17 protein-coding genes, 2 tRNA genes and 2 pseudogenes are annotated in these 17,539 nt (G+C 74.9%); 10 read left to right on the top strand and 11 right to left on the bottom strand.

Annotation, left to right across the window (positions count from 1 at the left end; all coding sequences use genetic code 11):
• Window positions 1-42 precede the first annotated feature (42 nt).
• From JD77_RS06700 to JD77_RS06690, 3 genes are all read left to right on the top strand, one after another.
• Window positions 43-116: transfer RNA gene (locus JD77_RS06700), tRNA-Met, on the top strand.
• Window positions 117-375: 259 nt separating this feature from the next.
• Window positions 376-449 (top strand) — tRNA-Met (locus JD77_RS06695).
• Window positions 450-670: 221 nt separating this feature from the next.
• Complete coding sequence (locus JD77_RS06690; protein WP_145773510.1) at window positions 671-910, top strand: hypothetical protein; 240 nt, start codon at window positions 671-673, stop codon at window positions 908-910.
• A gap of 120 nt (window positions 911-1,030) precedes the next feature.
• Here JD77_RS06690 and JD77_RS06685 read toward each other — a convergent pair whose 3' ends face one another.
• A complete protein-coding gene (locus JD77_RS06685) occupies window positions 1,031-2,269 on the bottom strand; it encodes an ABC transporter substrate-binding protein (RefSeq protein ID WP_246140551.1) in 1,239 nt (412 codons plus the stop codon).
• A complete protein-coding gene (locus tag JD77_RS34660) occupies window positions 2,266-2,388 on the bottom strand; it encodes a hypothetical protein (protein WP_281292085.1) in 123 nt (40 codons plus the stop codon). Before JD77_RS34660 ends, JD77_RS06685 begins: the two co-directional genes overlap by 4 nt.
• Before the next feature lie 166 nt (window positions 2,389-2,554).
• Between JD77_RS34660 and JD77_RS06680 the strand changes: the two genes are divergently transcribed.
• The 3 genes and pseudogenes from JD77_RS06680 to JD77_RS06665 all read left to right on the top strand — a co-directional run bounded on the left by JD77_RS06680 (window position 2,555) and on the right by JD77_RS06665 (window position 4,282).
• A complete protein-coding gene (locus tag JD77_RS06680) occupies window positions 2,555-3,388 on the top strand; it encodes a phosphoribosylaminoimidazolesuccinocarboxamide synthase (RefSeq protein WP_145773508.1) in 834 nt (277 codons plus the stop codon).
• Window positions 3,389-3,657: 269 nt separating this feature from the next.
• A pseudogene (locus JD77_RS35430) lies at window positions 3,658-4,094 on the top strand (DUF5753 domain-containing protein).
• On the top strand, window positions 4,091-4,282 hold the full coding sequence (locus JD77_RS06665; protein ID WP_145773505.1) for a DUF397 domain-containing protein: 192 nt from the start codon (window positions 4,091-4,093) through the stop codon (window positions 4,280-4,282). The pseudogene JD77_RS35430 and the gene JD77_RS06665 overlap by 4 nt, the downstream one beginning before the upstream one ends.
• A gap of 61 nt (window positions 4,283-4,343) precedes the next feature.
• Here the strand turns inward: JD77_RS06665 and glpK are convergent, their stop codons facing one another.
• Window positions 4,344-5,828 carry a glycerol kinase GlpK gene (gene glpK / locus JD77_RS06660; RefSeq protein ID WP_145773504.1) on the bottom strand — a complete coding sequence of 495 codons (1,485 nt, stop codon included), beginning with the start codon at window positions 5,826-5,828 and terminating at the stop codon, window positions 4,344-4,346.
• Window positions 5,829-5,891: 63 nt separating this feature from the next.
• Between glpK and JD77_RS06655 the strand changes: the two genes are divergently transcribed.
• Window positions 5,892-6,830, top strand: a complete 939-nt coding sequence (locus tag JD77_RS06655; RefSeq protein WP_145773503.1) for a ribose-phosphate diphosphokinase — start codon at window positions 5,892-5,894, stop codon at window positions 6,828-6,830.
• Between the two features lie 93 nt (window positions 6,831-6,923).
• On the opposite strand, the gene JD77_RS06650 is transcribed toward JD77_RS06655, so the two are convergent.
• Complete coding sequence (locus JD77_RS06650) at window positions 6,924-7,379, bottom strand: ATP-binding protein (RefSeq protein WP_145773502.1); 456 nt, start codon at window positions 7,377-7,379, stop codon at window positions 6,924-6,926.
• Window positions 7,380-7,389: 10 nt separating this feature from the next.
• Here JD77_RS06650 and macS point away from each other — a divergent pair, with 10 nt between their 5' ends.
• Both macS and JD77_RS06640 read left to right on the top strand, forming a co-directional pair.
• Entirely contained in the window at window positions 7,390-8,520 is a 1,131-nt protein-coding gene (gene macS / locus JD77_RS06645) for a MacS family sensor histidine kinase (RefSeq protein WP_246140550.1), read from the top strand.
• Between the two features lie 29 nt (window positions 8,521-8,549).
• Complete coding sequence (locus JD77_RS06640) at window positions 8,550-9,230, top strand: response regulator (RefSeq protein WP_145777445.1); 681 nt, start codon at window positions 8,550-8,552, stop codon at window positions 9,228-9,230.
• 25 nt (window positions 9,231-9,255) lie between these two features.
• Here JD77_RS06640 and JD77_RS06635 read toward each other — a convergent pair whose 3' ends face one another.
• From JD77_RS06635 to JD77_RS06625, 3 genes are all read right to left on the bottom strand, one after another.
• A complete protein-coding gene (locus JD77_RS06635) occupies window positions 9,256-9,828 on the bottom strand; it encodes a DUF5709 domain-containing protein (protein WP_145773500.1) in 573 nt (190 codons plus the stop codon).
• 153 nt (window positions 9,829-9,981) lie between these two features.
• Window positions 9,982-10,704, bottom strand: a complete 723-nt coding sequence (locus JD77_RS06630) for an ATP-binding protein (RefSeq protein WP_246140549.1) — start codon at window positions 10,702-10,704, stop codon at window positions 9,982-9,984.
• Between the two features lie 59 nt (window positions 10,705-10,763).
• On the bottom strand, window positions 10,764-11,756 hold the full coding sequence (locus tag JD77_RS06625; RefSeq protein ID WP_145773498.1) for an SDR family oxidoreductase: 993 nt from the start codon (window positions 11,754-11,756) through the stop codon (window positions 10,764-10,766).
• 159 nt (window positions 11,757-11,915) lie between these two features.
• Between JD77_RS06625 and JD77_RS06620 the strand changes: the two genes are divergently transcribed.
• Complete coding sequence (locus tag JD77_RS06620; RefSeq protein ID WP_145773497.1) at window positions 11,916-13,118, top strand: glycosyltransferase; 1,203 nt, start codon at window positions 11,916-11,918, stop codon at window positions 13,116-13,118.
• A gap of 113 nt (window positions 13,119-13,231) precedes the next feature.
• Here JD77_RS06620 and JD77_RS06615 read toward each other — a convergent pair.
• The 4 genes and pseudogenes from JD77_RS06615 to aroA all read right to left on the bottom strand — a co-directional run.
• Window positions 13,232-14,033: pseudogene (locus tag JD77_RS06615) on the bottom strand (hypothetical protein); the annotation flags it as partial.
• A gap of 60 nt (window positions 14,034-14,093) precedes the next feature.
• The gene (gene hisN / locus JD77_RS06610) at window positions 14,094-14,909 is read right to left on the bottom strand and encodes a histidinol-phosphatase (RefSeq protein WP_145773496.1); all 816 of its coding nucleotides are present in this window, start codon (window positions 14,907-14,909) and stop codon (window positions 14,094-14,096) included.
• Between the two features lie 149 nt (window positions 14,910-15,058).
• Entirely contained in the window at window positions 15,059-16,138 is a 1,080-nt protein-coding gene (gene rsgA, locus JD77_RS06605) for a ribosome small subunit-dependent GTPase A (RefSeq protein WP_145773495.1), read from the bottom strand.
• A gap of 18 nt (window positions 16,139-16,156) precedes the next feature.
• Window positions 16,157-17,464, bottom strand: a complete 1,308-nt coding sequence (gene aroA / locus JD77_RS06600; RefSeq protein WP_145773494.1) for a 3-phosphoshikimate 1-carboxyvinyltransferase — start codon at window positions 17,462-17,464, stop codon at window positions 16,157-16,159.
• Window positions 17,465-17,539: the final 75 nt, after the last annotated feature.

The raw sequence follows: 17,539 nt of genomic DNA, 5'->3' as shown, positions 1-17,539 counted from the left end.
TTTGCGCCCTCCCGGGTCGGTGCGCTATGGTTAACAGGCCGACGCGGGGTGGAGCAGCTCGGTAGCTCGCTGGGCTCATAACCCAGAGGTCGCAGGTTCAAATCCTGTCCCCGCTACTCCTCGAAGAGGCCCCGGAGTCCACTCCGGGGCCTCTCTGCGTCGTATTGGCACGTCTTTCTTCCCCGGTCTCTCCCCGGTCTCTCCCCGGCGCGCCGCCCGCCCTCGATGATCAAGAAGTTTGCGTCAGGATCCGGTGATCCGCCGACGCGAACCTCTTGGTCAACGACGCCTCGGCGACTCCTCCGCGCGCGGCGAAGGAGGATCGGGGACCCGGGCGACCTCCGCCGGATGGATGCGATAGGCTGTACAGGCCGACGCGGGGTGGAGCAGCTCGGTAGCTCGCTGGGCTCATAACCCAGAGGTCGCAGGTTCAAATCCTGTCCCCGCTACGAGTGCGGAAGGGCCCGGAGGAAACTCCGGGCCCTTCCGCTTTTCCCGGCGCCGCCGCCTTCTCGTCCGCCGCCTTCTCGTCCGCCGTCTTCCCGTCGGCCGCTTCCCGGCGCCACCGCCTCCCGCCCATCGCCTTCCCGCCGCCGCTTTCCCGCTGCCGCTTCCTGGGAACGCCGGCGTCCGGCATGCCGCCCTTGCGCTGCTCGGCGAGGATGGGGGCATGTCTTCGTGGAGCAAGTGGTGGGGCCGGCTCGGCGCGGTCCTCGGCACCGTCGTGCTGTCGATCTTCGTGCCGGTCGCGGCGTGGGCGTCCAGCGGCACCGGCGAGTTGGTGGTCGAGGCCGCCAAGCGGCGGTCGCGGGGCGTCGGCCTCGTCGGCCTGTTGTGCTGCCTGGTCGTGGTCGGCGTGATCGTTCTGTTGGTCGTGCTGCTCACCAACCGGCGCAACCGCCGGCGCTGACCCGACCGGGCCACCCCGGCACCTGCGGCCCGTGCCGGAGCCTGCGGCGCGGGCCGAGCCTGCGGCGCCGCCGAGCCTGCGGCCCGTGCTGCGGCGCCGGGCCCTGGCCGTTGTCCCGGGTCAGCCGGCCAGTGCGGCGTCGGCCTGGGCCATGAAGCGGGAGGCTGCCGTGCGCACGCCCATCCGGCCCGAGCGGACGCTCCTCGCGGTGGTGACCAGCAGGGCACGGACCCGGGCATGCCCCATCGGGGGCGGGGCCGGCGCCGGCCCCAGCTGGTTGGTCAGCGTCTCGGCGAGCGAGGCGGCCCGATGCTGCACCGGGTCGGTCAGGTTCGCCCGCACGTACCGGCGGATGCCCAGGGCGGGGTTCACCCCCCGCTCGTTGCCGAGGGACGCACCCGCCTCCATGTTGTTGGTGAGGAAGTTGATGACGTCCGCCACGGTGTCGGGGTGGCGGGTGCCCCGGTAGGCGGCCCAGTACACGGAGGCCCTCGCCCACTGGGCGCCCGGCGGTCCGGGGAACCCGGCCAGCGCCAGCTCGTCGCGGGTGTGCCGCTGGAGTTCGGGAAGATGATGCGCCCAGGCGAACGAGGCCGCGGCGTGCCCGGTGACCACGAGCTGCCGGGCCGCCTCACCGCCCTCGGCCCGCTCCACCAGGGCTGCCCCGGGGGGCGCCCCGTCGGCCCGGGCCCGCCGCCACAGCTCGAACCAGTTGACCAGCTCGCCCGCCGTGAAGCCGAGCCGCCGGCCCTGGTACAGCTCGCTGCCCTTCGCGCGCAGCCACAGCCAGAGCGCCCGGTCGTCCCCGGACGGGTCCATCGTGCCGGCCACCCGGCCGCCGGCCGCGCGGGAGACCCGCTGCGCCCAGCTGACGTACTCCTGCCAGGACATGCCGGTGTGCGGCTCCGGCACCCGCAGCCGGCGCAGCAGGCTCCGGTTGTAGACGAGCGCGGCGCTGGTCTGGGCCGCGGCGACGGCCATGGTCCGGTCGTCGACCTCCCCGTACCGGACCAGGCCCGGGGGCAGCTCGCTGAGGTCGATCCGGCGGTCGGCGACGTACCCGCCGAGGTCGAGCAGGATCTTGCGCTCGGCGTACTCGGTGAGGACCGTGTCGTCGAGCTGGAACAGGTCTGGCGCGTTGCCTCCGGCCGCCTGGGTGGCCAACCGTTCGTAGTAGCCGACGCGGTCGTGCCAGGTGACCCGGAAGCCGACCCGGGGGTTCCGGGCCACGTAAAGCCTGAGCGCCCGCTCGGTCAGCTCGGCTCGCTCCCTCCCGCCGTACCAGAAGACGGAGAGCTCGATCGGGCTGGTCTCGACCGGCGTGTCCTCGTCGTCGCCGCAGCCGGCCAGGCCGGTCACGGCGAGCGGCGCCCCGAGCAGTGCCCGCAGCAACCGTCGGCGGCCCGGGTCCGCTGCGGGTTGCCCTCCTCGCTGAGGGCGGCGCCGGGGCGGAAGAGCGGGGAACGGGCGGCGCGCACGGCTACTCCTGGGCGTCCGGTGGGGGTCTGATCATTTACACAGCCGGCGCGCGCGGGTGTCAACGGCCGTACGGGCCGGCTCGGCCGGCCGGCGGCGGTCCGGCGCGGCCCGGGACGGTCCCGGTGGCCGTCCGGGCGGTCGACCGGCGCGTGGTGTACTTGGTCGGTGGAACTTCTGCACTCCGGCAAGGTCAGGGACGTCTACGCCGACGGCGACGACCTGATCCTGGTCGCCTCGGACCGGCTGTCGATCTACGACGTGGTGCTGCCGACGCCGGTGCCCGACAAGGGGCGGCTGCTCACCGCGCTCTCGCTGTGGTGGTTCGAGCAACTGTCCGACATCGTGCCGAACCACGTGATCTCCGCCACGGACGTGCCGGCCGAGTTCGCCGGGCGGGCGATCCGCTGCCGGCGGCTGGAGATGGTCCCGGTCGAGTGCGTGGCCCGCGGCTACCTGACCGGTGGGGGCCTCGCCGAATACCAGCGCACCGGCGCGGTGTCCGGGGTCGAGCTGCCCCGCGGGCTGGTGGAGGCGTCCATCCTGTCGGAGCCGATCTTCACCCCGTCGACGAAGGCCCCGAAGGGCGAACACGACGAGCCGATCAGCTACCAGCAGGTGGTGGACAAGCTGGGCGGCGACACCGCGGAACGGCTGCGGCAGATCACCATCGACGTCTACCGGCGCGGCGCGGAGATCGCCGCCGAGCGGGGCATCCTGGTCGCCGACACCAAGATCGAGCTGGGCTGGGCGCCGGACGGCAGCCTGGTTCTCGGCGACGAGGTGCTGACGTCCGACTCGTCGCGGTTCTGGCCGGCGGAGTCGTACCAGCCGGGCCGGGTCCAGTTCTCGTACGACAAGCAGTACGTCCGTGACTGGGCGACCGGCAGCGGCTGGGACAAGCGGCCGCCCGCCCCTGAGGTGCCCGCCGAGGTGATCGAGGCGACCCGCGCCCGCTACGTCGACGTCTACGAGAAACTGACGGGCAACCCCTGGCCCTGACGCCGCTCATGTCGCCCGCCCGCCCGGCCGCGGCGCGGTGAGGCCGCAACTTCCGGGAAGTTGTGGCCTCGGCCCGCGCCGGAGGCGACAGTTTCCCTGAAGTTGTGCGGACGTGGGCGCGAGCGTGAGCGTCGATGATCACCTGTTGCCCTTCGTGTCCGAGCGAATCCACGGGAGGCTCGGGTGAATCTCGGCATGTGGATCCGGGCCCTCAAGGCGGCCCGGGCGAGTGCGGGCGTCTCGCAGGAGGCGCTCGCCGAGCCGGCCCGGTGATCAGCTCCTGGCGGGCCATCCGCCCGGCGACGAGATGCTCCACCTCCTCCGGGGTGTGGACGCCCTGCGCGGTCAGCATTCCGAAGCGGTTCACCGCGATCGTGGACGAGGCCGCCCTGCGCCGGGTGGTCGGCGACCGGGAGGTCCAGCGGGCCCAACTGGAGCGGCTGATCACGTTGGCGGCCTTGCCGCACGTCCGGCTCTACGTCGTCCCGGCCGGGGTCGGCGCGCACCCGGGCTGGCCGGCGGCTTCGTGCTGGCCACCCTGCCCGACGGCGACGAGGTGGTCTACTCGGACGGCGTCTTCGGTCAGGTGATGGACCGGCCGGACGCGGTGGATACGATCCGGTCGATGTGGGACAGGCCGCTCAGCGAGGCCCTGCCCGAGGGCGCCTCGCTGGAGCTGACCGGAAACCTGGGGAGCGAGCTGTGAACGCTGCCCCCACCCCTCGCTGGCGGCTGTCGAGCCGGTCCGGCAACGGAGGCGACACCTGCGTGGAGGTCGCCGACAACCTGCCCGGCCGGGTGCTGGTGCGCGACTCGAAGGACCGCGACGGCGGCACCCCGACCTTCGCCCCCGCCGCCTGGAGCTCCTTCGTCGCGCTGGTCAGGGCGGGCTGAGGCCCGCATGGTCGTCTGATGCTCGGGGAGAGGACCGAGCATCAGACGATCACGGAACGGCTCAGTCCACCCAGTCGAGGGTGCGCTGGACGGCCTTGCGCCAGTTGCGCAGCTCCCGCTCGCGGTGCTCCGGCGTCATCGTCGACGTCCACTGCGCGTCGGAGCGCCACTGGGCGCGCAGGGTGGCCAGGTCCGGCCAGAAGCCGACGGCGAGCCCGGCGGCGTACGCCGCGCCGAGGCAGGTGGTCTCGGTGATCCGGGAGCGGACCACCGGCACGTCCAGCACGTCGGCGAGGAACTGCATGAGCAACGCGTTCCCGGTCATCCCGCCGTCCACCCGCAGCCGGCGCAGCGCCACGTCGGAGTCGGCGTTCATCGCGTCGACCACCTCGCGGGTCTGCCAGGCCGACGCCTCCAGCACCGCCCGGGCCAGGTGGCCCTTGGTGATGTAGCCGGTGAGCCCGGCGACCACCCCGCGCGCGTCGCTGCGCCAGTGCGGCGCGAACAGCCCGGAGAAGGCCGGCACCACGTAGCAGCCGCCGTTGTCGTCCACGGTGCGGGCCAGGTCCTCGACCTCGGGGGCCGTGGCGATCAGCCCGAGGTTGTCCCGCAGCCACTGCACCAGCGAGCCGGTGACGGCGATCGCGCCTTCGAGGGCGTACACCGCCGGCTGGCCGTCGATCCGGTACGCCACCGTGGTCAGCAGGCCGTGCGCCGAGGTGACCGGGCTGGCGCCGGTGTTGAGCAGGAGGAAGCTGCCCGTGCCGTAGGTGCACTTCGCCTCGCCGGGCTGGAAGCAGGTCTGCCCGAACAGGGCGGCCTGCTGGTCGCCGAGGGCGCTGGCCACCGGCACCCCGGAGAGCACCCCCTCGGCGGTGCCGTAGACCTCGGCGGAGCTGCGGATCTCGGGGAGCATCGCGGCCGGCACGCGGAGCGCGTCCAGCAGCTCCGGGTCCCAGTCCAGCGTCTCCAGGCCCATCAGCATGGTCCGGCTGGCGTTGGTCACGTCGGTGACGTGCCGGCCGGTCAGCTTCCAGATCAGCCAGCTGTCCATCGTGCCGAACAGCACCTCGCCGCGCTCGGCGCGCTCGCGCAGCCCGTCCACGTTGTCCAGCAGCCAGCACAGCTTCGGCCCGGCGAAGTACGTGGCCAGGGTCAGCCCGGTGCGGGCCCGCAGCCGCTCCTCCCCGTACGCCTCGGCCAGCTCGCGCAGCAGCGGCCCGGTGCGGGTGTCCTGCCAGACGATCGCCGGCGCGACCGGCCGGCCGGTCGCCCGGTCCCAGACCACCGTGGTCTCCCGCTGGTTGGTGATCCCGACCGCCGCCAGCCCCTCCGGGCCGGTGCCGGCGGCGGCCAGCGCCTCCCGCACCACGAGCTGGACGTTCGCCCAGATCTCCTCGGCGTCGTGCTCGACCCAGCCCGGCTGGGGGAAGAGCTGCCGGTGCTCGCGCTGGGCGACGGCGACGATCTCGCCGGCCCGGTCGAAGACGATGCACCGCGACGAGGTGGTGCCCTGGTCGATGGCGGCGACGTACTGTCCGGTCACGGCAGCACCGTACCCGTACCGCCGTCGATCCGCCGACCGCCGACGGCCGTACGATCTGTGAACGTGCGTGACATCGCCGTCTTCAGTGGAACCGCCCATCCCGACCTCGCCGCCGAGATCTGCGCCCACCTCGGGGTGCCGTTGCACCCGGTGCGGGTGTCCCGGTTCGCCAACGACTGCCTTGAGGTGCAGTTGCAGGCGAACTGCCGCGAGCGGGACGTCTTCCTGATCCAGCCGCTGGTGCCGCCGGTGCAGGAGAACCTGGTCGAGCTGCTGCTCATGCTCGACGCGGCCCGGGGCGCGTCCGCCGGCCGGATCACGGTGGTGCTGCCGCACTACGCGTACGCCCGGTCGGACAAGAAGGACGCGCCGCGCATCTCGATCGGCGGCCGGCTGGTGGCGGACCTGCTCACCTCGGCCGGCGCGGACCGGGTGCTGGCGATGACCCTGCACTCCCCGCAGGTGCACGGCTTCTTCAGCGTCCCGGTGGACCACCTGCACGCGCTGCGCGAGCTGGCCGGCCACTTCCGCGGGTACGACCTGGGCAACACCGTGGTGGTCTCGCCCGACCTCGGCAACGCCAAGGAGGCCGCCGCCTTCGCCCGGATGCTCGGCACCCCGGTCGCCGCCGGGGCGAAGCAGCGGTTCAGCGACGACCGGGTCAAGATCAGCACGGTGATCGGCGACGTGGCGGACCGGGACGTGATCGTGCTGGACGACGAGATCGCCAAGGGCAGCACGGTGATCGAGCTGATGGCCCACCTGCGCGAGCTGAAGGTGCGCTCGATCCGGCTGGCCTGCACCCACGGCCTCTTCTCCAGCGGCGCGCTGGAGCGGCTCAGCGAGCAGCCCGGCGTGCTGGAGATCGTCTGCACCAACACCGTGCCGATCCCGGCCGAGAAGCGGGTGCCCAAGCTGGAGGTGCTCTCCGTCGCGCCGGCCCTGGCCGAGGCCATGCGCCGGATCCACAACGGAGAGTCGGTCAGCGCACTGTTCGGCTGAGCGGACCGGCGGCCGGAGCGGGTTCGACACCATGTCGGCGACATGGCGGGATCGCTACCGCTCCGACCCCGCCAAGTCGCCGACCTGACCGGGTCAAGCGCTACCGGGCCCGGCGGCCGCGCTGATCCGGACCGTCGTGCCGGCCGGGCCGGTGTCGACCTCCATGGTGTCGCTCAGCTCCCGGGCCAGCCACAGCCCCCAGCCCCCGGGGACGTCGGCCGCCGGGCGGCCGCGCTGGCCGAGCCGGCCCGCGCTGATGCCCCGCCCGTGGTCGGCGACCTCACAGACCACCCGCCCCGGCTCGCGCCAGAGCCGGAGCCACCCCTGGCCTCCGCCGTGCCGGACCGCGTTGCTGAGCAGCTCGTTGACCGCCAGCACGAAGTCGTCGAGGCGTTGCCCGTCCAGGCCCGCCGCGTGGGCGCAGGAGGTGACCGCGTGGCGCAGCTCGGTCACCTGGGCCTGCTCGAAGGCCTCGGCGATCAGGAGGGAGGTGTCGATGGACACCACCGTACGCCGTGCCAGGGATTCCGCGCCGACGGGCTGTGGCATCGTGTCGGGCGTGCCGTCGCCGACCGGTGGTTTCGAGGTCCCGCTCTGGCGGGCCGTCGCGGTGTTCCGGTTCGCCGCGCTCGCGTACGTCGGCGTGCTGGCCCTGCGTGACGCCCACCGGTACGCCCACCCGCTGGTCGCCGGGCTCGTCCTGCTGGCGATGCTCGGCTGGACGGTGACCACGGCCCTCGGCTACGCCCGCCCCGAGCTGCGGGGCTGGCCGCTGCTGGCGGCCGACCTCGCGGCGGTACTCGCGGTCCTGCTGGCCAGCCCGTGGGTGATCGGGCGGGCGGCGCTCGCGACCGGCGTACCGAGCCTGGGCGTGGTCTGGCTGGCCGGGCCGGTGCTGGCCTGGGCCGTCTCCGGCGGACGCCGCCGGGGCGCGGTGGCCGCGCTGGCGCTCGGCGCGGCGGACCTGGCCACCCGGGAGCGGATCGGCCAGGCCACCTTCACCGGGGCGATCCTGCTGCTGCTCGCCGGAGTCGTGGTCGGGCACGTCGCCCGGCTCGCGGTGACCGCCGAGGAGCGGCTGCAACGGGCGGTCGAGCTGGAGGCGGCGACCCGGGAGCGGGAACGGCTGGCCCGGGGCATCCACGACTCGGTGCTCCAGGTGCTGGCCATGGTGCAGCGGCGGGGCGCCCACCTGGGCGGGGAAGCCGGCGAGCTGGCCCGGATGGCGGGGGAGCAGGAGGCGGCGCTGCGCGCCCTGATCGCCGGTACGCCGCCGCCCGACGGCGCGGATGCGGATTCGGGCGCCCTGGACCTGCGGGCCCTGCTCGGCCGGTACGCCTCGGCGGCGGTCTCGCTGTCGGCGCCGGCCGGCGGGGTCCCGCTGCCCGCCGGGGTGGCTCGGGAAGTGGCCGCCGCGACCGGGGCGGCGCTGGACAACGTGACCCGGCACGCGGGCGGGCGGGCGTGGGTGCTGATCGAGGACGAGGGGGAGACGGTGACAGTCTCGGTACGCGACGAGGGCCCGGGCATCGCCGCCGGCCGGCTCGACGAGGCCGCCCGGCAGGGCCGGCTCGGGGTGGCGCAGTCGATCCGCGGCCGCATGGCCGACATCGGCGGGACGGTGACCATCACGTCCGCGCCCGGCGCGGGCACCGAGGTGGAGCTGATCGTGCCGAGGGCGGCGGGGTGAGCACGTCGGGGAACGCCGGTGTGCGGGTGATGGTGGTGGACGACCACCCAATGTGGCGCGAGGGGGTGGCCCGCGACCTCACCGAGGCGGGCCACGTGGTGGTCGCCACCAGCGGCGAGGGGCGCCAGGCGGTACGGGTGGCCGCCGCCGCCCGTCCCGACGTGGTCGTCCTCGACCTGCAACTGCCGGACATCTCCGGGGTGGAGGTGATCCGGGGGCTGCGCTCGGCGCTGCCCGGGGTGCGCGTGCTGATGCTCTCGGCCAGCGGGGAGCAGCAGAGCGTCCTGGACGCGGTCAAGGCCGGGGCCACCGGATATCTGGTCAAGTCGGCCGCGCCGGCCGAGTTCCTGGACGCGGTGCGGCGCACGGCCGCGGGCGAGCCGGTCTTCACGCCCGGCCTGGCCGGGCTCGTGCTGGGGGAGTTCCGCCGCCTCGCGGCCTCGTCCGCCGGCGAGGGCGCGGGGCGGCGAGGTGGCGGTCCGGCAGCCGGGCCGGCGGGGCGGGACGACGCCGCGCCCCGGCTGACCGAACGGGAGACCGAGGTGCTGCGGCTGGTGGCCAAGGGGATGTCGTACAAGCAGATCGCCGAGCGGCTCGGGCTGTCCCACCGGACCGTGCAGAACCACGTGCAGAACACGCTGGGCAAGCTGCAACTGCACAACCGGGTCGAGTTGACCCGGTACGCGATCGAGCGCGGCCTCGACGACTGAGCGGTCCCCGGCCCGGGCGGGCTCGTCAGCGCGCCTCGGGCGGCCGGGTCTCGTGGATCGCCAGCTCCTCGGCGGACGCCCCGCCGCCGGCCGAGCCCGCGTCGTACGCGACGCTGTCGGTCTCCAGGTCGCTGTGGGCCCCCTCGTCCGGTTCCACGAGCCGGCCGACCGAGGCGTCGGCGACGGTGCCGAGTTGGCCGTGGTCGTAGAGCGAGACCGGGGAGGCCGGGTCGGAGGTGGGGCCGGGTTCGATGACGTCCGCGTCGAGCTGCGCCTGGGCGGCCGCCGCCGGGCTGTCCGCCTCGGCCGCGATGCCCGGGTCGACGGAGGCGGCCAGCGGGTCGTCGGCGGGGCGTTCGTAGACCTCCCGCCCCAGCTTGTAGTCCAGCGACTCGCCGTCGAGCTGCTCCTCGGCGGTGGTGCCGTACCGGTCCACGGCGACCGGCGTGCGGTCCGAGGGCAGTAGGGCCGGCTCCGGGCCGTCCGCCTCGCGCCCGGTGAAGGTGTCGTCGTCGGCCGTCGAGTCGTCGTCGGCGGTGTGGGGCAGCCCCTCCGCCTCGGGATCCGAGATGGGGGTCGGGTACTGGTCGTCGCGCATGGCTGAGCACTACCCACTGCCCACCACAGGTAACCGACATGGACCGGGCGCGGACCTAACGACGCCGCGGCGATCTTGCAGTTTGTGCCCACGATTCGGGGCTTATGTGCGGTTTTCCCGGGCAGCGAGTGCAAGATCGCGGGGGAGAGGGGGTCAGGGGCGCTCGTCTTCGGTGTGCAGGATCGCCCAGACCAGCTTGCCGTCGGGCAGCGGGGTGCTGCCCCAGCGGCGGGCGACCGTGTCGATGAGTAGCAGGCCCCGGCCGCCGGCCGTGTCCGGCGGGGCCAGCCCGGCGTACGTCGGCTGTAGCGCAGAGTGGTCGCGTACCCCGATGCGCAGGGTGTCGTGCCACGGCGCCAGCCGGACGGTCATCGGGGTGCCCGCGTGCGCCACCACGTTGTTGACCATCTCGGTCACCGCGATGCAGCCCGCCTCGGCCAGCTCGTCGATCCCCCAGCGGGCGCAGCCCTCCAGGACCAGCGCCCGCGCCTCCCGCGCCGCGCCGACGTCCGGCGGCAGCTCCCTCGTGGCGGCCGCGGCCATCGGCGACGCCGCCAGCGCGACGGTCGCCTCGTCGAGGGTCGGCCAGACCGACAGCCCGTCGCCGGCCGTCTCCCCGCTCGGGTCGACGACCAGCAGGTCCGCCGCCGGCCAGTCGGCGATCTCCCGGCGCACCTCGGCGAGCGTCCGGCGGGCGGCGGAGTCGCTGATCCGTGCCCCGGACAGGTCCACCACCACGGGGCCGGGGCGCCGGCAGAGCCACGCGAGCAGCGCGTCCCGTACGGTGCCGGTGGCGGCGACGTCCAGCACGCCGGTGAGCCGGAGCACGCCGGACGACTCGTCGGTCTCCACCAGGCAGCGCGGATCCGTCGGCATGATCATCCTATTGTGCAGATCGGCTACGGGACTCGCATCCGGCCGGTGGACCCCGCTCATCAGGCCTCCATCCGTGCTCTCCTGGCCATCGCCGTCCCCACGGCCGTACCCGCCGCAGCGAGCCCGAACGCGGCGGTCAGCCGCAGCAGCCGCCGGCGCCGCCCGGGCCAGCCGCCCTCCCGGTCGCCCGTCGCGTCCGGGGTGAAGACGTTGCCGGTGCTGTCGGGCCGGTGCGCCGGCCCGAACTGGAAGCGGCGGCCGTACCAGCCGAGGCCGCGCTCGGCCAGCGCCGGGGCCAGCCGCCACTGCGCGCCGAGCAGCCGGGCGACGCCCCCGGCGTACGCCTCGCGGCGCGGCCGGCGCAGGACCCGGACGATCGTCTCGGCGACGATCTCCGGCGGGTACACCGGGGCCGGCGGCACCAGTTCGTGGCCCGTGTGGTTGGCGGCGTGCCGGAAGAACGGGGTGTCGATGGTCGCCGGCAGCACCGTGCAGACGGAGACGTGGGTCCGCCCGGTGACCCGCAGCTCCTGCCGGACCGTGTCGGAGAGTCCCCGGATGCCGTGCTTCGTGGCGTTGTACGCCGACTGGTAGGGCATCGCCACCTCGGCCAGCACGGAGGCGTTGTTGACCAGCACCCCGCCCCCGGCCGCGTCGAGGTACGGCAGGGCGGCCTTCATCCCGTACGCGACGCCCAGCAGGTTGACCTCCAGCACCCGGCGGAACTCCCGCACCGGAATCTCGTCGAACAACCCCACCGCGCTGACCGCCGCGTTGTTGATCCAGGCGTCGATGTGGCCGAACTCGTCGGCCGCGTGGGCGGCGAGGCGCTGCACCGCGGCCGGATCGGTGACGTCCGTCGGCACGGCCAGGGCGCGCCCACCCAGCTCCCGGCACCGCGCCGCCACCCGCTCCAACGCCTGCTCGCTGCGCGCCGCCAGTACCACCGCCGCGCCCCGGCGGGCCAGCGCGTACGCGGTCGCCGTGCCGATGCCACTGGAGGCGCCGGTGAGCACGATCGCGGCGTCGTCGAGGCTGCGGGTGAGAGGCATTTCTCGCCGGTACCCCCGTCCGCGCCGCTCATGCCGGCGGAGTTCCCGATTCCCGGGTCGTACGTTTCCGACTTGCCAGGTTTCGGCTCGTGGGGGCGCGGTTAATGGGACCCTCTGACCGGGAGGACCACCAGCTCGAGAAACGCATGGAGGTGACCCATGCGCGTCGGCCTAGTGTGCGCGCACTCCGGCCCGTCGAGGCCCGCCGACGGTCCACCCGTCGGCACGCGCGAGCACATCACGCGGGTCGCCGCCGAGCTGGCAGCCCGAGGCCACGAGGTACACCTCTACGAGCGCCGGGACGATCCCGGCCTGCCCGCCACGGTCGAGATCGACGGGTACCGGGCGGAGCGGGTTCCGGTCGGCCCGCCCGCCCCGACGCCGACCGCCGAGCTGGTCCCGTACGTGCCCGAGTTCGGCCGCTGGCTGGCCGACCGGTGGGCGGGGGAGTGGACCCCGGAGGTGGTGCACGGGCACTACTGGGTCGGCGGGCTGGCCGCCGCGCACGCCGTCCGGGAGACGGACATCCCGGTCGTGCAGACCTTCCACTCCCTCGGCGTCGAGCAGCTGCGACACCTCGGCCCCGGATACGACGGCCCCGGCGCCCGCATCCCGCTGGAGCGGGCGCTGACGCGCGCGGTGGACGTCGCGGTCGCGCAGTGCAACGACGAGGTCGACGAGCTGACCCGGATGGGCCTGCAACGCGCCTCGGTGGCGATGGTGCCGGCCGGGGTGGACGTGGAGCGGTTCCACCCCGACGGGGAGGCCGCCCCGCGCGACCAGCGCGCCCGCGTCCTCTCCGTCGGCGGGCTCTCGGCCGGGCACGGGCAGGACGACCTGATCCGGGCGATGCGACTGGTCGGCGACGCCGAGCTGATCATCGCGGGCGGGCCGCCGGCCGAGCAGCTCGCCGGCCACGCGGAGGCCCGCCGCCTGCGCGAGCTGGCCGAGCGCGTCGGCGTGGCCGAGCAGGTGACGCTGGTCGGCGCGGTGCCGCACGACCAGATGGCCACCTGGTACCGCTCGGCCGACGTGGTCGCCTGCACCCCGCACTACTCCTCCGCCGGGCGCGTCTCGCTGGAGGCGATGGCCTGCGGCGTGCCCGTCGTCGGGTACGCCATGGGTGGCATCGCCGACGCCGTGGTCGACGAGGTCACCGGGAAGCTGGTGCCGCCGGGCGACGTACGCGCCCTGGGGCTCACCCTGCGCCGGCTGCTCGGCGACAGCGCGGGGCGCTTCGCGTACGGGCACGCGGCGGTGGATCGGGTGCGGTGCAGCTACACCTGGGAGCGGACGGCCGGCGCGCTGGAGCGGCTCTACGAGCGGGTGGTCCGCCGCCGCAGGCCGGTCGAGGCGGCCTAGGCGTAAGCGGGGCGGCGCGGCGGCGCGTGGTGCGGGGCGGCGAGAGGGGTCAGCGGCGGGGCGGAGCGGGAGACCGGCGGGCACCATGCCGCGGTCGCGCTCCCGGGCGACCTCGTGGTGGTGCTGCGGCTCGGCGTACCTCGTCAGCCCGATCACCGCCGCCAGCGTGACCAGGAAGCCGAGGGCGGCCAGCCACTCCCGGCCGGGCCAGATCCTGTCGCCCAGCAGCAGCAGCCCGACGATCGCCGCCGGCACCGCGCCGGCGGCGTCCATGGCGGCCACGGCCGCCGTGGTCGATCCGCGCTGCATCGCCAGCCCGAGCAGCAGCTGCCCGACGACCGAGTGGGCCACCAGCAGGTAGAGCAGCGGATCCCGGACGAGCGCCTCGGCGGTCGACGCGGAGGCAAGCGGGCGGGCGGCCACCGCGGCGGCGGAGAAGGCCAGCCCGGCCAGCGAGCCGAGCGCCACCGAGCCGGGCGCGCCGTGCAGCCGTACCGCGAAGAAGCCGAGCGCGGCGATCAGGGCCAGCGCCACCGCCAGGGCGGCCATGCCGGCGGTGCCCAGCTGCCGGGACGGTGCCGGCTGCGCTGACAGCACCAGGCCCGTGATGCCGGCGAAGAGCAGCACCAGCAGCGCCACCTCGGCGGCCGGCAGCCGCCACTTGAGCACCAGCACACCGAGGATGGCGGTCACCCCCAGCCCGGCCGCCACACTCGCCTGGACGAGGAACAGCGGCAGGTCCCGGCGCGCCAGGAAGGCCAGCACGAACCCGCCCACCTGGCAGCCCAGCCCGACCAGGTACGTGCGGTGGCTGGCCAGCCGCAGCAGCAGCCCCGGGTCGAACGTGTGGTGCAGCGTGGTCCGGGCCGCGGCCACGGACTGGAGTAGGTTGGCGATGCCGTACGCGACGATCATCGCCGCGAGGAAGCACCAGCCGGAGGACACCACCTGGCGAGGATAGAGGCTGCTACCCGATCACCGCTCGGCCGGCCGGCCCAGCATCGCCAGGATGTCGCCGTGCAGCGCGCCGTTGCTGGCCACGGCGCTGTGCGCGGACACGCCGCCGCCGGGGACGGGCCGTCCGGCCAGGTCGGTGAACGTCCCGCCGGCCTCGGTGACGATCGGCACCAGCGCGGCCACGTCCCACAGTGACAGCTCCGGCTCGACCATCACGTCCAGTGCCCCCTCCGCCAGCAGCATGTAGCCGTAGAAGTCGCCGTACGCGCGGCTGCGCCAGGTGTCCCGCATGAGCTGGAGCATCGGCTCCAACAGCCCGGCCTCCTCCCAGCCGGACAGGGACGAGTAGCAGAAGCTGGCGTCGGCGAGCCGGCCGACGCGGGAGACCCCGATCGGTTCGCCGTGGGCGGCGTCCGGCCCGGCGTACGCGCCCGCGCCCCGCGCGGCCCACCAGCGGCGGCCCAGCGCCGGGGCGGAGACCAGCCCGGCCACCGGCCGGTCGTCCTCCAGCAGGGCGATCAGGGTGGCCCAGATCGGCACTCCCCGGACGAAGTTCTTGGTGCCGTCGATCGGGTCGACCACCCAGCGCCGCCCGCCCGGCCCGGCGGGGGGCTGCTCGCCGTACTCCTCGCCGACCAGCCCGTCGCCCGGCCGGTGCTCGGCGAGCAGCGCGCGGATCTCCCGCTCGACCGCCGTGTCCGCGTCCGACACGGGGGTGAGGTCCGGTTTCGCCTCCACCCGCAGGTCGAGGGCGCGGAACCGGGCCGTGGAGACGGCGTCCGCGCGGTCGGCGAGCAGGTGGGCGAGGGCGAGGTCGTCGGCGTACCCGGTCATGGCGAAACCGTAGCGACCGCCCGGCCGTCCGGGCGCGGGCGGCTCGCCGGGGTGTCACGGCGTGGGAGGGACTGCCGGCGGGTCGCGGTCGGGCCGGGGCGCCGCCCGGCCCGGACCTGTCGGCCGGCCCACCCGCGCGGGCGCGGGCGTCAGGCCGCGGGCGGGGCGCCGGGGCCGCGGTCGGCCTCGCGGGGGTCGGCGTCCCCGGCGCGGGAGGCCAGCAGCCGGCGGTACGAGGCCAGCCGGCGCGGGTCGGCCCGGCCGGCGGCGACCCACGCGTCCAGCGCGCAGTCCGCCTCGTCCGCCGTGTGCTGGCAGTTCGCCGGGCAGCCCACCGTCCCCTCGACCAGGTCGGGGAAGCCGTGCAGCACGCTGGCGGCCGACACGTGCGCCAGCCCGAAGCTGCGCACCCCGGGTGTGTCGACGATCCACCCCGGGTCGGCGTCGGTGCCCGGGCGGGGCGGCAGCCGCAGCGCGACGGCGCTGGTGGAGGTGTGCCGGCCCCGGCCGATCGCGCTGACCCTGCCGACGGCCCGGGCGGCGTCCGGGACGAGGCGGTTGACCAGCGTCGACTTGCCCACCCCGGAGTGCCCGACCAGCACCGACACCCGGCCGGCGAGCAGGTCGCGCAGCCCGTCGAGGTCGGAGTCGGGCCGGACGAGCACGTACGGCAGCTCCAGCTCGGCGTAGTAGCCGAGCACCTGCTCAGGGCCGGCCAGGTCGGCCTTGGTGAGACAGAGCAGCGGCTCGACGTCGGCGTCGTACGCGGCCACCAGGCAGCGGTCGACGAAGCCGGTGCGCGGCGGCGGGTCGGCCAGCGCGCTGACGATGACGAGTTGGTCGGCGTTGGCCACGACGACCCGTTCGAGCTTCCCCTCGGCGGTGGTCTCGTCGTCGTCGGCGGTGCGCCGCAGCACCGAGGTGCGCTCGGCGATCCGGACGATCCGGGCCAGCGCTCCGGCCGTGCCGGAGGTGTCGCCGACCAGGCCCACCCGGTCGCCCACCACGACGGACTTGCGGCCCAGTTCCCGGGCCCGCATCGCGGTGACGGCCGATGCGCCCGGGCCGTCGTCGGCGAGCACGCAGGTGTAGCGCCCCCGGTCCACGGCGATCACGAACCCCTCGACCGCCTCCGTGTGCCGGGGCCGGGTCCGGGTACGCGGGCGCGAGGACCTCGCGGGCCGGACCCGTACGTCGTCCTCGTCGTACTCCCGCCGTCTGGTCGCCAGGACCGTCCCCCCGTCGTGTCAACTCTTTCCGGTCACCATCGCCGACCATAGTGCCGGGAACTCCGGCATGGTCTTGGAGGTGCACGACACGTCGTCCAGCTCGATGCCGGGGACGGCGAGCCCGGCCACCGCGGCGGCGTGCGCCATCCGGTGGTCGTGGTACGTCCGGAACGTCCCGCCGCGCAGCGGGCGGGGGCGGATCTCCAGCCCGTCCTCCGACTCGGTCAGGTCCGCGCCCAGGGCGGTGAACTCGCGCGCCAGCGCGGTGATCCGGTCGGTCTCGTGGCCCCGGATGTGCGCGACGCCGCTGAACCGGGACGGCGAGTCGGCGAGCATGGCCAGCGCGGTCAGCGCCGGGGTCAGCTCGCTCACGTCGGACAGGTCGGCGTCGATCCCGCGCACCGTGCCGGTGCCGCGCACGGTCAGCCCCTCGGTGGTGAGGGTCACGTCGCCACCCATGCGCTGCAGCAGCGAGCGGAGCTGCTCGACCGGCTGGGCGCTGCTGCGCGGCCAGCCCTGCAGCGTCACCTCGCCGCCGGTGACCAGCGCGGCGGCGAAGAACGGCACCGCGCCGGACAGGTCCGGCTCGATCTCCCAGCCCCGACCGGCCAACGGGCCGGGCTCGACCACCCAGACGTCGGGCATGGCGTCGTCGACCGCCGCCCCGGCGGCCCGGAGCATCTGCACGGTCATCCGCAGGTGCGGCGCGGAGGGGACCGGCGGACCGACGTGCCGGACGACGACCCCGCGGTCGAAGCGCGGCGCGGCCAGCAGCAGGCCCGAGACGAGCTGGCTGGAGGCGGAGGCGTCGATCACCACCTCGCCGCCGGTGACCCGGCCGGCGCCGAAGACGGTCAGCGGGAGGCTGCCGGTGCCGGTGGCCGGGGTCTCGATCCGTACGCCGAGGGACCGCAGCGCGCCGATCAGCGGGCCGAGCGGGCGGGTGCGGGCCTGCGGGTCGCCGTCGAAGGTGATCCGCCCCTCGGCGAGGCCGGCGACGGGTGGCACGAAGCGCATGATGGTGCCGGCGAGGCCCACGTCGACGTGCGCCGGGCCGACCAGGGGGTGGGGGCGGACGAGCCACCGGTCGTCGTCGGCGATCGACATGTGCGCGCCCAGCGCGCGCAGCGCGCCCGCCATCAGCTCGGTGTCCCGGGCGCGCAGTGGCCCGGCGAGCGTGGACGGGCCGCCGGCCAGGGCGCTGAGGACCAGCGCGCGGGCGGTCATCGACTTGGAGCCGGGCAGCCGCAGCGAGGCCATCACCGGGTCGGACGCGGTCGGTGCGGTCCACGGCCGAAGCGGCCGGGTCGCGGTCAGGTTCCCCACGGTGACATTCTGCCGTGTCCGCGAGCCCGGCGGCGGGCCGCGCGATCCGCTCCCGGTTGGCGGGACAGCCGAGGA

It is taken from the genome of Micromonospora olivasterospora, assembly GCF_007830265.1.
Taxonomy (GTDB): domain Bacteria; phylum Actinomycetota; class Actinomycetes; order Mycobacteriales; family Micromonosporaceae; genus Micromonospora; species Micromonospora olivasterospora.
This window is presented reverse-complemented; position numbering and strand designations above follow the sequence as displayed.